This window comes from Spirosoma validum (assembly GCF_014699035.1).
Taxonomy (GTDB): Bacteria; Bacteroidota; Bacteroidia; order Cytophagales; family Spirosomataceae; genus Spirosoma; species Spirosoma validum.
This window is the reverse complement of record NZ_JACXAA010000001.1, coordinates 170610-188471: the sequence shown is the minus strand read 5'-3', so window position 1 is coordinate 188471 and position 17862 is coordinate 170610. Positions and strand designations below refer to the sequence as shown.

General features: G+C 48.0%; 6 protein-coding genes. 2 read left to right on the top strand and 4 right to left on the bottom strand.

Features of this window, described 5'->3' with window-relative positions; all coding sequences use genetic code 11:
• Positions 1–10 precede the first annotated feature (10 nt).
• From IC230_RS00720 to IC230_RS00710, 3 genes are all read right to left on the bottom strand, one after another.
• Positions 11–2662, bottom strand: coding sequence for a DUF6923 family protein (locus tag IC230_RS00720; RefSeq protein ID WP_191037043.1), 2652 nt, complete (start codon positions 2660–2662; stop codon positions 11–13).
• A 344-nt stretch (positions 2663–3006) separates the two neighbouring features.
• On the bottom strand, positions 3007–5697 hold the full coding sequence (locus IC230_RS00715) for a M14 family zinc carboxypeptidase (protein WP_191037042.1): 2691 nt from the start codon (positions 5695–5697) through the stop codon (positions 3007–3009).
• Between the two features lie 477 nt (positions 5698–6174).
• A complete protein-coding gene (locus IC230_RS00710; protein WP_191037041.1) occupies positions 6175–12696 on the bottom strand; it encodes a DUF6923 family protein in 6522 nt (2173 codons plus the stop codon).
• A 1810-nt stretch (positions 12697–14506) separates the two neighbouring features.
• Between IC230_RS00710 and IC230_RS34570 the strand changes: the two genes are divergently transcribed.
• Positions 14507–15223: a LytR/AlgR family response regulator transcription factor gene (locus tag IC230_RS34570; protein WP_191037040.1), complete on the top strand. Its 717-nt coding sequence runs from the start codon at positions 14507–14509 to the stop codon at positions 15221–15223.
• 100 nt (positions 15224–15323) lie between these two features.
• The gene (locus tag IC230_RS00700; RefSeq protein WP_191037039.1) at positions 15324–17396 is read left to right on the top strand and encodes an ATP-binding protein; all 2073 of its coding nucleotides are present in this window, start codon (positions 15324–15326) and stop codon (positions 17394–17396) included.
• 215 nt (positions 17397–17611) lie between these two features.
• On the opposite strand, the gene IC230_RS00695 is transcribed toward IC230_RS00700, so the two are convergent.
• Positions 17612–17842 carry a LytTR family transcriptional regulator gene (locus tag IC230_RS00695; protein WP_191037038.1) on the bottom strand — a complete coding sequence of 77 codons (231 nt, stop codon included), beginning with the start codon at positions 17840–17842 and terminating at the stop codon, positions 17612–17614.
• Positions 17843–17862: the final 20 nt, after the last annotated feature.

The window sequence follows — 17862 nt, the reverse complement described above, 5'->3', positions numbered from 1 at the left end:
AATAGATCAATTACTGCTGGAAATAATCGATCTTATCAGCATCTGCATTATTGGTAACTCTGCTTTCACTGCCACTAACTCCTACTAATACCGAACTGACCGCAATACTACCAGAGGTAGCACCGGCGGTTAGCACACCAGTCAAACCAACCGAAAGTCTATCCCCGGCTGGCACAGCCGAATTTGTTGTCAGTACGTAGTAACTTGGATCCGAGCCATTAAACTGCCATAGGCTGTTTTGCACTGTGCGGGAGCCAACGCTGGTCGCTGAGGATGGAAATGTCAAGCTATATTTAGCGTCTCGGGTAATTTTAAGCGTAATAAGCCCGGTGGTAGGTACAGAATTCAGTTCAACAACATCGACAACAACCGTTACCGGTGCAGTGCCGTAGACAGAAGTAGGGCGTGCATACATCAGTAAGGAAAGGTCAGGTAAAACGATGAAGGAGATAGACACCTGGGCCGGTGGGCTGTCAAGTCCGGCAGCATCGCGTTCGGAGTAGGTGAACGTCACACTCACCGGGCCATCGATTGGATCCAACGTTAATAGATCAGGTTCGTAATTTGGAATTACCTGTCCTTCCGTGACAAGGATACCATCGTAATAAAGCGTAGCATTGGTTGGTAACTGTTGAATAACGATCATGTTATTGAACGTGCTACCGATATAGTCGCCGTCTTCGGGATCTGAGCCAGTTAGGGTTGGTACGTTAATTGTAGCAGTACCTCCAGGATTAGACTGATTGACAAGCGTTTTGGGGTTAGCCGTTGGCAAACGTTCTATACCAAAGTTAGCATCAACAACCTGACTAGTGGCAACGGAGATTGAGAGCACGCCATCCGGTAGCCCATCACTGCCAACGCCAGTACCAATATACTCGCCCGTATTGACCACGCCCCCCACTAACGTAGTATTTGGTGGAGCCGCGCCTGGTGTACCGGGCGTATTACTCAGAACGACTGAATAGGAACTATTGGCTGAGAGTCCCGTGAAGGTGTATGTACCGCTGACCAACGGAGTCGTAGCCACTACAGTTCCAGCCGAACCGACCAGATTGGCCGAGAAGGTGTTGCCACTCAAACTGCTGACGGTGTTGCCGTTAACCGTGCCATCCACCAAGCCGTTCGCATCATTAAGAAGCTTACCTGAAATACTATAAGACAACTGGGCGTTAAATGGACAACTGGCTCCATCCCCATTCAAACCGACATTCAGGCCATTCGCAATGTGGATCGTTGCTATGAGGTTGTTGCCGGCCACGTTGCTGATTTTATAAACCACAGCGTTGCTCTGCTGCACATACAGCGAACCTGCCTGATCAAAAAAAGCGATCAGAAAATTGCTGGAATCGTCTTCCAGGCCTGCAAGTGCTCCCAGAACAGACACCACGCCGGTTGTTGGATTGATTCGGACGAGATTCTTGTCTGTACCGACTCCATATAGATTCCCATCAATCGGATTAAACGCCAGATCAGCCATAATGGCCAACGTGCCTGCGCCCGGCGAAAGGCTCAGGGGTATATCGCTTAATTTTTGCAGATACGTGGGTGAACTGGGGTTAACGTCAACCCGGATAAACCGGTCACCATCGAATCCATTTAGCAGATAAAGAATTCCGTTCAGGCTAATATCACCTGCTTTAAAAACTGTATTGTTGATTGTACCAAATGAATAACTGCAATCGCTCGAAAGGCCAGAAATCGCGAAGAAATCGACGGTTTTTTCTGAGCCAATACGTATTAACTGGTTGGTGCCGTTGCGGTAACCCCATAAATAGTTATCCGTAACATTATAGCCCAGGTTGTTGATAGTGGTTCTGGCATTAAAACTATTGATGAGTTCGTCCGTCTGCGCAATCAGCGCTCCAGTTTGAAGATTATACTCAGCAAGAATGCTGTTGCCAGCTTCTGTACACTCACCCGTGCTATAGCCCTGCTCCCCGGTCACGACAAATGCCTGTCCGGCCGTACAAGTCAACGGAGTTTGTAGGGTAGCTGAAGAAGTAACGCACCGGGCACCGTCGGTATTGGTTATTGGCGTAAAGGTAGTAGTACGTAGTACGGCACTTTTTTCGGTAGGGATAGTGGGACCGACTACCTCAAAAACAAAGGAATTCGCATCTTCTATTACGTATAAGTTCCCTGTATTATCCAGATAGGCAGAATTATAAAATCCGCCAAACCCCACGTTCGTTGTCGTGGGCGTTCCACCAGTGGTAGCGTATCGTACCAGATCGCCGGTATTGGTCGAAATGCCATAGATCGAATTCCCATCCGCGCTAACCGAAAAATCCGACAGAGCAGAGCCAGCGCCTAAATTGATACTGGTAACAGCCAGGGTTGCCAGGTTGACCTTCTGCATCGCGAGCGTGCCTGTTACGTAGAGATACAGGTTGCCATCAGGTCCAGCATCGCCAGCTGTGTAAACAGCAGCGGGTAAAGCCGGCACGTTAATCAAGGTAACTGCTCCACTGCTGCCGATACGAACGATATCATTCGTTCCCGACACGGAGGCATATAGGAAGTTGTCCAGCGGGTTATAGCCCAGTCCCGTTAAATTCCGATTCCCTAACTCAGCTGCGTTGAGTAGTAGGGTAGCACTACCGGTTCGAAGGTCAACCTGATAAAGAGCGGAGGGGTTATTCTGGATACGATACGACACTCCACTTTGGCAACTAAAAGGTACTTGCGCTAGAGAATGCCCACCAATCAATGAGCAGAATAGCGTTAATAAGAGCCAAATCGTCGTGTGTAAGGCCAGACTAAGAAAACCCTTTCGGCTTAGTGGGTATTTAATCCAATGAACCATTAAATTTTTCTTTTTTAATCGGACAGCTTACCATCATTCGTACAGACTAACGCTGAAACCACTCATTGGCTAATGTTAGAGCTGGCAGGCCGGATGAACTACGGTGAAGAGTCTGGACCATCGATACTGCGACGAGCCAGACTCTTTGCTTTTATGGTGACAATCAGGTTGACTGCTTTACTAATCTGTATGTCTATTTACTGCTTCCGTAGAGGAATGACCTTACGCTCGTTTCCGCGAATGATCTCGATGTAATAAGCACCGGCTGGTAGGGTTCCCGTTTGAAGCGTACGCTCCGTTTCGTTAACAGGCATAACCGCCTGCTGATGCATTTGGCCATTGTTGCCAATCAGCCGTAAATTAGTTTGCGTATCAGCTGGGTTTACTTTAACGACAAAGCTGTGATCGAACGGGTTGGGATAAGCCGTCGCCTGAAGCGCATCCTGAACGTCAGAATCCCCTAGTCGGCCACCGCCCGCTACCGTACTGCCGCAGGCAACACTTACCGTCGGACCGGTGCCCGTAGGTGTATAGGATGCACTGTTGGTCATGACGATCTTATCTACCCGAACGCCGTCTTCCCGCATCCATAAGTTGAGTGTATGTGCTCCGGGTGTGTTAATAACCACTGTAAAAGCGGTTGAACCGGCAGCTTTGACCCAACTCCAGCTTTGGCTGCCGTTGTTGTAATTAGTACTGTTCGGATTGAGCGTAACGGGTGTACCGCCATCCAGACCGATGTGGAACGAATCGTCGTAAATGCCATCCGCACCAGCCGCCATCCGCACCCAAACGTAATATGTACCCGTGGTCGTAAAATTGAGTGCATAATCCAGCCGGGGCCCTACCAGACTATTCTGAACATTCACGTCCGTACCGGTAATGGTCATGGCTTTACCCGCGGAGGCATTGCTATCCGTAAAAACGGACCAACTCCGATTAGCGGCAGCTCCGGTTCCAGCCGTACTGGTCTGATAACTTTCAGCTTCAAATGTAACCCTGCCCGATACTTCCTTGAAACAATTCTGGGCTATGGTCGTAAAGGAGGAGGTGGCATACGTAGTGCCGCAGGAGGGCTTCACCCGCCAATCGTAGACAGTAGCGCTGTTTAGTGTGGCCGGAGTGGTATACGATGTTCCACTGACAAACGTGTCGTTAGGCCAGGTACTTGAGCTTTGCGGCTTAAACGACACGGCATAGGAAGAACTACCTGATACAGCGTTCCAGTTGAGGGTCACGCGGTTGGACTGCGCATTGGAAAAACTTAGTCCGGTTGGCGCAGGGCATTCGGTTGTATAGTTTAAAGTAACCGTGTCTTTGATGATCGACATGCCGTTGTTAACAGCCAGTTCAAAGGCTAAGGGTGTACCCGACGGGGTATTGCTGTCGACCGTAAAGCTGATTGAATCAGGCACCGTTTGCAGGAGCGATAGTCCAGTATAAGTTTTTGGTGGGCCGACACTGGTCACGTAGCTGCTCAATGGAACGGCTGTCAGCGTTAGACTGGCCGGTTTAATGCCAAAATTCTGGAACCGATACCGTACTACAGTACTGGTTGGCCGCACTACGGTTGAACCGGTGGGTGTGGCACGACCATAGTTTGTCGAGATACGTAGCATCTTACGGTCCAGCTCGATCATGGAATTACACAGCGGCAGAATCCGTGATGAGGCTGGCCAGAACCCATCGGAAGTCGAGCCGATTTCAGGTAAAAAACCATAAATTTTGTTTTTGGCTACAACCTCTCCCCACTGCCAGTCATTCGATCCTCCGTTGATTTTGTAGTTCAGGGTTTGCTGGGAGTTACCGATTGTAAAGCCATTCTCAGCGGTCAGATACGTAGCAACGCTCTGAAAAAAAGGAAGTTCAGGATTAGTGTTAGGTGACTCGTAGTCGTTGGGATAAAGAACAGCATTCTGATACGCGTGAAAGTTAAGCGCCGTTACGAACTGATGCTGGATCATGAAGTTCCGCATGGTGGCAATTTCGGGTTCAGAGAAAGCAGCTGTTCCCCGGTAGGTGTCGGAGCTAGCCGTAGGTGATGAACCGCTGTTGTCGTAGCCCCATTTGTAGCCATAGTTTCGGTTTAGATCGACTCCATAACTACCACCGGAATTGACTCGACGGTTTTTACGCCACATGCCCCCCGAGCTAGGAGTCGTAGTCTGGTTATATACGTAGCCATCTGGATTAACGCAGGGAACAATATACATCTCCGAGCTATTTAACAAGGTTCTGATTTCCTTATCGGTGTTGTAGTTCTCCAGTACGTGCCACATAAAGAAAATCAGTTGAGTCAATCCGATAGGTTCTCGAGCGTGATGCAGCGCATTGAGTAACAATTCGGGCTCATTCTCATCCACATCCGGATTGTCACTGATGCGGACCATATACATCGGTCGGCCCTCAAGGGATGACCCGATGCTGGTCCGGACTGAAATCAGATTAGGGTAAAGGGCCCGCATCTTATCCAGAATTACCGGGATGTCTGCGAACGTATAATATCCACCGTAGGACGATGAGCCTAAGCTAAAATTAGCCGGCGTAGTAACAGCCGCCACTCGGCCCTTGGCTGCTTTTTGAGCATATTCCCGATCAAGTTGCTGGTTGAGCTGCTGGTAATTTTTTTCCAGGTCTGTAACCAGAAAATCAACCTTGATACCGTTGCGTTTGAAAAGAGCTACATCTGCGTCAGAAACTTCACCCGTAAAGTCTTTCTTGTTTTCATACGCAAAATGGTCGACATCTAATCCGTTATTCAGCAGCTTTTCCAGTTGCAGCGGATCAATCTGAACATGCACACGGTGGTATTTGATCCGTTGCGCCATGCAAACGGTTGACCCAATCAATAAACTGACCAGCCAAACCAATGAGTAGAGTTTTTTCATAGAATTGAAGGGTAAAGGGGCTTAGGAAATGGTATATGCTCGGCATTCTATTAGTAGCAGCTACTGAAAAATAAATGGTGTTTACGCTTTATACCCCGTTCTTCAACGGTTTGAGCATAGACACCGCTGGTCGACGTGTGATATGGACTGAAATCCACTAACCAGTACGTGTTCAGATTGGTGTTGCCACCTGCTCCTTCTTTTGCTGATCCGACGACTTCAACGTGCTTTAGATCTTTACTACGTTCGACTAAATAACCATCGTTATTTTGTTCTTAAGCCGTCTTCCAGTTCACCGGCACCGTACGATCAGTCTGTGCCTGGGCGGTTCGTGACGGCCGGATCAGCTCCGCTTTTTGCCACAACCGGTATGGTAAGCACAGATACTTTTCAGGTCAGAAATAGCCTTGTGTACAAAAAGAATAGTTTGCCTCACCCGGTGCCAACTCCTGAAAGCGGTACCGGGTGAGGTCTATATTATTGCTGGAAGTAGTCGATCTTGTCGGCATCCACATTGTTGTTGACCCGAATTTCACTACCACTACCCCCGATAATAACTGGACTAATTGTTAGTGTACCAGTGGTAGCACCGGGTGTTAACACCCCTGTAAAGCCAAACGATAGTCGATCACCTGCCGGCACTACCTCGGTAGTCGTCAGCACGTAATAATTGGGATCTGATCCATCGTAAGTCCAGATACTATTTTGCACAGACCGCCCATTGATCAGCGTAGCGCTGGGTGGGAAGACAAGACTAACCTTGGCGTCCCTGGTAACCTTAACAGTTATAAGACCGCTGGTCGGCACATTAAGTAGTTCGACTACATCGACCACCACGGTTAAATTCGTCGTTCCATACACGGTTGATGGTCGGGCGTAAATAATCGGCGTTAGATCGGGTGCGATCACGAACGGGATAGTGACCAGGGCCGGTGGGCTGTTCAGACCAGCCGCATCACGTTCGGAATAAGTGAACGTCACACTCACTGGACCATCGACAGGATCCAGCGTTAATAACGCTGGGTTGTAGTTGGGAATCACCTGTCCGGCTGTTGTGATTGGCAAACCATTATAATAGAGTGTTCCATTTGTTGGCAAGCTTTGAATCACGACCGTGTTGCTTAGACTTACACCCGTATAAGTACCATCTTCCGGATCAATGCCTGTTAACGTGGGGACAGTAACCGTATTGGCTCCTCCTGGATTGAGTTGGCTTGTTGCCGTTTTCGCTTCAGCGGTTGGTAATCGTTCTACCCCGAAGTTGACATTCGTGACACTGGTTGTGCCCACCGCTACCGCTATGACGCCATTGGGCGTGCCATCACTACCTGCTCCCGCTCCTATGTTTTCGCCTGTGTTCACAACTCCATTGAGTAAGGCTGTACTAGGAGGAGCAGAACCGATCGTACCCGGGGTATTACTTAATACCACTGAATAAGATGTATTCGTTGTTACACCCGTGAAGGAATAGGCTCCGCCAGATAGCATGGTTGTGGCGACAACCGTTCCCGCCGGGCCTATCAGGTTGGCGGAGAAAGCATTGCTGGCCAGAACGCTAACAGCTATGCCGTTTACCGTGTTATCCACTAATCCATTGGCATCATTGTAGACCATACCAGATATCGTAACCGGGCCAGTGAAATTGAGTACCGCCGTTCCAATGTTAGCCGAGAATTTCAGGGCATTATCCAGCACTCTGAAAGGAATGCTTACCGGCTGACTATCGTTGGTGGGGTCCACCTGGAACGTTTGCAATGGGTTGCCGCTGCCATCGGTATCGACCTCTACCCCAAACGGATTAGGTCCGCTGAACTCGGGCGAGGAAGCTGTATAAACCGAGCCACCGATGGTCAGGCTGGTGGTGTTGCTTGGGAAAGCGACCACGCGCAGGGCGACCACGAAACCTGGCGTTACGTCCGTGCTAGCGCTTGTATTACTGAACGTATTGGTCGGTACAGTGACGGGCGTAGTGCCACCTGGATTGAAGACGGTGTTGATACCGCTACCCGCCGTGGGCAACTGCTCGATACCAAAGTTAGCATTCGTTACGCTGGTCGTTGCTACCGCCACAGCCAGGATGCCATTGGGCGAACCATCACTCAAGCCGAAGCCACCCAGTTCTTCACCCGTATTGGTCCAGCTTGTCGGCAAACTCGGTGTGGCGCTTCCGGCTGGGTTAGTCGTCAGCACTACCGAGTAGGACGTATTTGGTGAGACAGCCGTGAAGCTATACCCACCGGTGGAGCTAACAGGTACAGTAGCTACCACAGAGCCAGCCTGCACCAGACTGACATAAACGGGAAGGGTAGGACCATTGATAGCGGATTCGTTAGCGTCCTTAAATACGGAGCCGTTGGCATCATTAAAGACATTACCCGAAAGACTCACCAGAGCGTTGGCGAACGGAATCGTTACCAGAGCCGCCGGGCTGTTCAGGCCAGCCGCATCACGCTCAGAATAGGTGAGGGTCACACTCACTGGACCATCGGCTGGATCCACCGTCAGCAGGGTTGGGTTGTAGTTGGGAATCACCTGACCTGCCGTAACAGGCGTGCCATTGTAAGCCAGGGTGCCGTTGGAAGGCAGGCTCTGAATGACGACCGTGTTGGAGTTGGTGGTGCCGGTGTAGGTGCCATCTTCCGGGTCGGAGCCCGTCAGCGTCGGTACCACGACCGTGTTAGTGCCACCGGGATTGACTTGTACCGTAGCGGTTTTAGGATCAGCTGTTGGGCGACGATCCAGCCCGAAGTTGGCGTTGGTCACGCTGGTGGTAGCCACCGTCACCGGCAGTACGCCGTTGGGTGTACCATCGCTGCCCGCCGTTGCACCTACGTTCTCACCCGTATTGACCACACTACCGGTTAAGGTTGTGCTGGGGGGCGCTGAACCAACCGTACCGGGGGTGTTGCTCAACACGACGGAATAGGACGTATTGGCCGTCACACTCGTAAAGCTGTAAGCCCCGCCCGTTAGGGTAGTGGTTGCCAGCACTGTACCGGCTGGACCCACCAGGTTCGCTGAGAAGGTGTTGCCTGCCAGGCTGCTCACGGCGGTGCCGTTGACGATGCCATCGACTAGACCATTGGCATCATTGAAGACTGTACCCGAGATGCTCACCAGGGCGTTGCCGAAGGGGATGGTCACCAGGGCTGCCGGACTGTTCAGGCCAGCCGCATCACGCTCAGAGTAGGTGAAGGTCACGCTTACCGGACCATCGGCCGGATCGACCGTCAGCAGGGTTGGGTTATAGTTGGGAATCACCTGACCTGCCGTGACAGGCGTGCCATTGTAAGCCAGTGTGCCGTTGGAAGGCAGGCTCTGGATGACGACCGTGTTGGAGTTGGTGGTGCCGGTGTAGGTGCCATCTTCCGGGTCGGAGCCCGTCAGCGTCGGTACCACCACGGTGTTAGTGCCACCAGGGTTCGCCTGAGTTGTAGCGGTTTTGGGGTCAGCCGTTGGGCGACGGTCCAGTCCGAAGTTAGCGTTGGTCACGCTGGTGGTTACCACAGTCACCGGCAGTACGCCGTTGGGTGTACCATCGCTGCCCGCTGTGACGCCTACGTTCTCACCCGTATTGACCACACTCCCCGTCAGCGTTGTGCTGGGGGGCGCTGAGCCGACCGTACCAGGGGTGTTGCTCAATACTACCGAGTAAGAGGTGCTGGGGGATACGCCAGTGAAGGTGTAAGCCCCGCCCGTTAGGGTAGTGGTTGCCAGCACCGTACCGGCTGGACCCACCAGGTTCGCTGAGAAGGTGTTGCCTGCCAGACTGCTCACGGCGGTGCCGTTGACGATGCCATCGACTAGACCATTGGCGTCATTGAAGACTGTACCCGAGATGCTCACCAGGGCGTTGGCGAACGGAATCGTGACCAGAGCCGCTGGGCTGTTCAGGCCAGCGGCATCGCGCTCGGAGTAGGTGAAGGTCACGCTTACCGGACCGTCGGCTGGATCGACTGTCAGCAGGGTCGGGTTATAGTTGGGAATCACCTGCCCTACCGTGACAGGCGTGCCGTTGTAAGCCAGGGTGCCATTGGAGGGCAGGCTCTGGATGACGACCGTGTTGGAGTTGGTGGTGCCGGTGTAGGTGCCATCTTCTGGGTCGGAGCCCGTCAGCGTGGGGACCACGACGGTGTTAGTGCCGCCGGGGTTAGGCTGAGTCGTAGCCGTTTTGGGGTCAGCCGTAGGTAGTCTGTCCACCCCAAAGTTGGCGTCTGTTACGTTGCTGGTTACCACAGTCACCGGCAGTACGCCGTTGGGGGTGCCATCACTGCCTGCCGTTGCACCTACGTGCTCTCCAGTATTGACCGCACTACCCGTCAGCGTTGTGCTCGGTGGGGCTGAGCCGACCGTACCAGGGGTGTTGCTCAACACGACGGAATAGGACGTATTGGCTGTCACATCCGTAAAGCTATAAGCACCACCCGTTAGGGTAGTGGTTGCCAGCACTGTACCGGCTGGTCCCACCAGGTTAGCCGAGAAGGTGTTGCCCGCCAGGCTGCTCACAGCTGTGCCGTTAACGATGCCATCGACTAGACCATTGGCATCATTGAAGACTGTACCCGAAATAGTCACTCCTGTAAATGGAACAGTGACCAGAGCAGCCGGACTATCTTTGCCTGCCGCATCGCGTTCGGAGTAGGTAAATGTTACACTAATTGGTCCGTCACTAGGATCAACCTGCAACAGAGCCGGATTGTAGTTAGGAATCACCTGACCCACCGTAGCTACAGCATTATTGTAGTAGAGTGTGCCATTGGTCGGTAAGCTCTGAATGATTACCGTGTTGCTCACACTCACTCCGGTATATGTTCCATCCTCGGGGTCAGAGCCCGTCAGTGTGGGCACCGTTACGCGGGTAGTGCCACCCGGATTGAGCTGAGCCGTTGCCGTTTTGGGATCGGCGACAGGTAGTCGATCCACGCCGAGCTTAACATTAGTTACGTTAGCAGCCGCCACTGAGACTGAGATAACCCCGTCAGGTGTACCATCGCTGCCTGCGCCCGTACCGACGAACTCGCCCGTATTGGCCACGCCCGCCAGCGTGGTGCTGAGAGGAGGTGTGCCCAGGGTGACAGGTGCGTTTGTCAAAATCACCGAGAAGGATGAGTTACCACTTACACCGGTAAACGAAAACGTACCGCTGGCCAGGGTCGTGGAGGTTACTACGTTGCCGCTGGTGTTAACCAGGTTAGCATACAACGTATTGCTACCCAGGGTGCTGACGGCTGTACCATCGACGGTGTTAGCTGGCGTGCCCAGCAAGCCATTGGCATCATTGAAGACTGTACCACTAATCGTATACGATTCAATCGTACTAAATGGGCAACGAGCTCCGTCGCCATTTCCACCTATGGCTGCTCCATTGGCAATAAATACAGAGCCCGTGCGAGCGCCCGTGCTTACGTTAGGAATCTTGTAGACATCATCGCCACCGGAGCGCTGCGTATATAATGCGCCTAAATTGTCAAAAAATGCGACAAGGAAATCACCGCTTCCCAGTGTTCCAATGCCAGTTGCCAGACCCAAATCAGTAGCTACTCCCGTAGTAGGATTAACTCGAAGCAGGTGGTTATCAACAGCACGGATGCCATACAATTGGTTGTCAATTGGGTTGAATGCCAGATCCTTGACACCGTTATCGCCTATTAATGTAGCACCCGTGACGACTACATCCGATAATTTTTGTAGATACGTAGCCGAGGCAGGATTCAAATCGACCCGAATAAAGCGGTCTCCGTTAAATCCATTAAACAGATACATCACTCCCGAGGTATTCACATCACCTGCAACAAAGACCGAGTTGTTGGTATTCTGATCGCCGTAGATACAATCATTGGAGAGGCCATTAATCGCAAAGTAATCGACCGTGCGTCCTGTACCGATCCGAACCAGTTGGTTAGTGCCATTGCGGTAGCCCCATAGACGACCATCTGTAACGTTGTAGCCCAGGTTATTGATGGTTGTGCGGGTATTGAAATTATTGATAAGCTGAGTTGAGGTAGCTACCAGCGCACCGGTTTGTAAATTGTATTCAGCCAGAACACTATTGCCCGCATCGGTACAGGAATTGTCAGGATACCCCTGCGTTCCTGTTACGATAAATGCCTGACCTGCTGTACAAACGAAGTTTCCCTGATTGGTAGCTAAGGAGTTTATACACCGGGCACCATCCGTATTCGTAATAGCTGTTGCCAGAACAGGTGATATTTGAGTACCACTTTCTGCGAGAGGAATTTCTGGCCCAACAACTTCATATGTAGTTGACGTAGCATTATCGATAGCATATAGATTTCCTCGAGTATTTCCTGGGTTAGTCCCGACTGCATTACTCCCAAAATAAGTCGAAAACGTAAGTCCGGTGCCAAAACCAACGTCGGTAAGCGTTTGCGCCCCTCCAGTAGTGGCATACCGCACTAAATTGCCATTGCCAGTTGAGATACCATAGATCGAGGCTCCATCTGAGCTGATGGAAATATCCTGCAAATTGGCTCCTGCTGATAACGTGATCGTGGTAACGGCCAGCGTCGACAGGTTTATTTTGGCCATTGTCGTTGTGCTCGGTACGTACAGGTAAAAGACGCCGTCAGGCCCCACATCACCAGCGGCATATGCAGCAGGTGCCAAAGTCGGCACAGTAATCACTGTACTAGCGCCATCACTACCGATTCGAAGAATCGTGTTCGTGCCTGATATAGAGGCATACAGGAAATTATCCAAAGGGTTGTAACCCAGTCCCTGTAAGTTACGGTTACCTAAGGTTGCGGCACTAGTCAGTAAGGTAGCAACACCTGTGCGCAGGCTAATCTGATAAAGTGCTGAAGGGTTGCCCTGGATGCGGTAAGACACGCCATTCTGACAGGTAAAGGGCGTTTGAGCCAATGCCGTATTCCCTAGCAAGGGGATAAACGTGGCTAGCAACGCACTGAACATCGTCCAGTGTATCAGCCGGAAAAGCGCTCTCCTGTTTCGAGGTGAGTAGATAAATGTTTGCTTCATAGAATAAATCGGATTTGATGGTAATTTTTTTAAATGAGAACTATCTTTTTTTAGCCGCCTGGTAGGCCTATTGCAAAAGGTATTATCCGGCTCAACAAGCAAGTATTTAGTGAATGCAAACGGCCAAAAGAGGTTGAATTAACTCTATCGACTATCTCGTCAAATTAATTAGCTCAGGGTATTAAATCGCTAAAATTTATATCCTTTAGCCAGCATTTTGAGTAGGCGACTTACTGGGGGATAAGATTGATATTTATGCTTGCTACAAGCCTGTTATTCAGAGGAATAGGCTAGACCGAAACCTTTTCGTGATTACGTTTGGCGCACAGTATATCCATTAGCTCAACCAATGAATTATTACCAGTTGTTGCGGGGCCCAGCGTCTACACGTAGGTGGGACATGAGTGATTAGGCTACATCTGACCTTCCTGGATTGACCTGAGAAGTCAGTTATAACTAGTTGGAGATTAGACTTCATCTTGCCAGTAGAGGTGACATCCTTGAGCCACTCTGGAGGTATGTGTTCTAGGTATCCCAGATAGCAGTACTATCTGATGAAATGACAGATTGAGGTGGGATGAAGAATTAGGTTTCATACAAGTTGATTAGTCTGGAGAAATGATTATTGGCCAGGTTGTTAAACAGAGCAATAGCCTTGGTAAAGCTTTTGCCATAATTTCCCGATGATCAGTCAAGTGAGGTTGCTCGTGCTGATATGATAACACGGACACTATGCTTACTTCCTGATTAATAGCTATCTATAATGGGTATCTCACTCTACTTACAACAAAAAATGTATGTTGAGCTGTGGGTCTTTAACTCTATGTAGCAGCAGGTTCAGATGAAGTAATTGGCCTCATGCAGAACCTGGTATAACTATTATAGAAGGTTAGATTCCATAACACGATTAAAGCTTCTGCTACTCAAGTCAAACTGATGGATTGAATAGTAGAATATTTAATTGTAATAGTTACATTTCAGCGTATAGAGTAATCACAGAAGCCTATTAGCACATAATAAGTATTACTACTTATGCACAAGAGCAATACAAAGGTATATTTTGAAGTATTTTTAGCTATTTGTAAAAATCTAATTAACACTAAACGTTCATTTTTAATACACAAACGATTGGTTATCGTAATACGAAATAGACGTTTTTTTGATTTAGTTAATTAAAAAGATAAAAAATCACATTTATTGGTAAATAGATAACCTTTTGCTTTGATATAGTACTAGTTAATCCATTTAATAAACAAATTCAGCTACGTAAGTTATATTTTTGAATCAAAATATTATCAAATCAAACTATTTCAATTTCTTATGATTAAGTTACCAAAAAATTGATTTTATTAATAAAGAAAATGGATTTGTTAGGCTATATAGCGTGTTGACAGAGCCGGCTAAAACATAGCTTGCGCGATTTACGGGACTGGTAATAGAACATCAATCACTGGGGACATATTTATACGTTTTTGAGAAAATGGTTGATAGGCATCCTTTACTAGTATCGACTAGATAACTACATCGTAAAAAATGATAATGTATTCAATTTGGACTTTGTTGCCTTTAACTAGTCTTTCTGATTATATAAACTATGAATTTCATAATAAAAAAAGCAAACAACCTGAGAACGGATGGTTTATTGAAATATTATTTAAGTTTATTTTTTTGTCAAACAGGCAATATTTTTTGTTAAAACTGACTTTATTTGTCTAGTAAATCTATACAATAGTAAAATATTGCTTTACCAACAATTTGATTTTAGGCTTTTATCGATTTCAATAAAATAACTATTCTACCATAGCTCAAAGTGAAAAGTAAAAATTACGTCATTGTCGATGATTCCATTGCAGATGCAGGCTTTCTCAAACAACAGCTGGATTTAGTGCCCTTTCTTGAACTATTTAAAATATGTTCAAGTGTTGAGGAAGTAATCGAGGTATTAATTAATCAGAAAATCGATCTGCTTTTCTTGGATATTAAATTGTCTGGTCAGTCTGGGCTCGACTTACTAAAATTCTCTCCTGAGCTACCTCCCGTTATTATTGTTAGTGCCTATCCTGAATATGCAATTGAGAGTTATGAAATTGGAAGGGCAGCTGATTACTTACTCAAGCCATTTACCTATGAACGACTGTTGATTGGCTTAAATCGAGCCTTGTCGATTCAGATTAAACCCACTAGTATTGCGGAGCCTGATTTCATCTTTTTGAAGATGGGACGGAAAATTCAGCGTTTCGATTATAAGTCGATCGAGTATGTAGAAGCTTACGGCATTTATTCGAAAGTTATCTGTAGCGCGCACACCTATACGGTAAATGAACGACTGGTTACGCTAACGGAATTATTGCCCGATCAACTCTTTATGCGTGTACATAAATCCTATCTGATTAACATTACTAAAATCACGAGTTATGACCGTAATTATCTTTGGCTGGGCCAGCTGAAGATCCCGATCGGTATTTCGTTTCGCCCGAAATTGGAAGGATTGTTACGTTTATTCAATCGCCTGGAGGAATATGACTAAATCAGTAAAACTTCATTGTGATTTAGCCAAGTGAATAGTGCTCTTATAAGGACAATGACCTGTTCCCACTCAAATTGCCTCTACAATAGCGACTAAAACTATGCCCACAAAATCAGTGAGACTATTTATCCTTACTTGCATTTGGGTTATTTGCTTTTCAGGGTCTACAGCTATTGCACAGTCAGCAGAATTTCGGCGCTTAAGAAGAGAATTAAATCAATGTCATACGGATTCGGGCCGAGCGAAATTATATAACGATTTAGGGCAATTTTATACCTCAGTCAAGACAGATTCAGCTATCTATTTTCTTCGGAAAGCCATCGATCTGGCGGCTACATTGCCGGACAAACGTTTGCTAGTAATGGCTTATTACAACCTAGGAGCTGCTAATGAGCCAAGTGGCAATTATATACAGGGATTATCAGCACTTCGTCAGGCCGAGCGAATGCATCGAAGTGGCTCGGTAGATAGTATCAAAACTAATATTCAAGTAAGGATAGTTAGAGCTCTTCGAGGCCTCGGCGATTATCAGGATGCACTGAAATTGGCCTTGACATTGAAACAGTTTTATGAGAAGTATCCACTACGACAAAATAAACTAACAGGTACTTTATTAACCGAGTTATCAATCATTTACGAACGGCTAGGGCGTACTGACTCCACGCTGGTATATCTACTCAAAGCAGAAAAACTAGCTCAACGACGCAGGAGCGAAAAAGAATTGGCTGCTGCTTTAAGTAACCTGAGCCATTATTATACAGCTACTAAAGATTTTGTTAGGGCTGAACAGTACCAAAAGCAAGCGCTTTCGCTGCATTTAAAGATTGGATACCTTCTTGGTGTTTGTGTGGGGTTTATGCAGTTGGCTCAAATTAAACAAACTCAACACGCCAATGCTCAGGCAATTATTAATTACAGAAAAGCATTATTGGTTTTACAGCGAATCGATTGCCAGGAGTATTTAGGAAATTGTTACATGGGTTTGGCCCAGTGTTACTTAGCGATTAGGGACTACTCAAGAGCTTCCGTGTATAGTACACGGTCAACCCTTATTTTTCAGGCAATTCGGTCTTCTTACTATCTACAACAAGCTCTCGAAACACAGGCCGCTATATTCGAGCAGTCGGGTGAATACAAACAAGCGTTGCGCTTTGCTCGAAAGGCTCAGGTACTGAAGGATAGCCTGATTGGCTTGGAAAAAGTGAATGCCATCAGCCAGCTTCAGGCTAGCTATAATCTGAAACATAAACAAACAGAAATTGCAACGCTTAACAAAAACATCGCTTTAGAGAAGCAAACGAAGCATACTATTCAACTTAAGCTAGCGCTCGCGCAGTACCAGCGTATCTTTTTTTTGGTTATATCACTCCTGTTAATGGTTCTATCCGGATCTATTTACTTGAGCTTGCGCCGACAAAAAAAAATACATCGGCTTTTGTCCCACCAAACTGACAAAATTAGTTTACAGGCTCGGCAACTGGCTGAGATCAATGCTACTAAAGACAAAATTTTTACTCTAATCAGCCATGATTTACGCAGTCCTACAGCTCGGCTTAAACAGGATCTTTACCGATTGCAGACGACTTCTCAATTAAATCCATCCCTACTTGAGCCACTCAGACAATTGGAGAATCAGGTAAACCAAATTCTGGACCTGCTCACTAACCTTCTAGATTGGTCGCACAGTCAGTTGAAAGGTTTTCAACTTAATAGAGAGCCAATTCAACTAATGGATTTAGTAACGAATTCACTTAACCACTCAGCCGGGCATCTTCAGTATAAAGAAATTACCGTATTGAATCAGCTAAGTTATGGGACGACTGTGTTGGCTGATAAACATCAATTAAACTCAGTCATTCGCAATGTATTAAGTAACGCCACCAAGTTTACACCTAAGGGTGGCTATATTCGCCTGTATACTAAAGAACGGAGTAACTACCTGGAACTTCGAATTGAGGATACGGGAATAGGCATGAGTGCGAACCAGATTGATCGGGTGCTCACTACGCCAGAGATTCGTACTGGAACAGTAGGAGAATCTAGTACCGGACTTGGGCTTCGGTTATGTCAAGAGTTGCTAACCAACCAATCTGGTTCAATACATATACAGAGTTGGCCGGAAAAAGGAACGACCGTATCCATCCGTCTACCAAAAACGTTGACTAGTAATTAAGCTCGCCAACTTACTATCCCGATAAGCGAAAAGTGAAGGCATTCAAAGGGGCGTTTTAAACATGGTCCTTATACTCCTTGGGCATGGACACGCGCCTGCGGTAACTGGTTGGATAGCGGTGGAGGATTGTCAGGCGATCACTGACATGGCCAGCCAGATACAAACGGATTAGCTTAGCTCTGATATGGACAAGGAGGGTTCGCTGTAACCAGGGGTTAGCACCAGTAATCAACATCTTCCTGAATTGATGGAGCGCCCAGCGGCTCCGCAGCCGTTTGCTCGACCAGCCAGAGTTGCTGCCGGATTCGCACCCAGTTCCGGCGGGCGACTGGCCGACTAGTCCCACAGATCAGATACAAGCGGTGGTTGCTGGTGGGGTGGGGCTCCACCCGATCAACGTACTGGCGATTGACTGCATACGGCCTGTTAACAACGCTTCTTGGCAAATGCCGCGCCAGCAGTAATA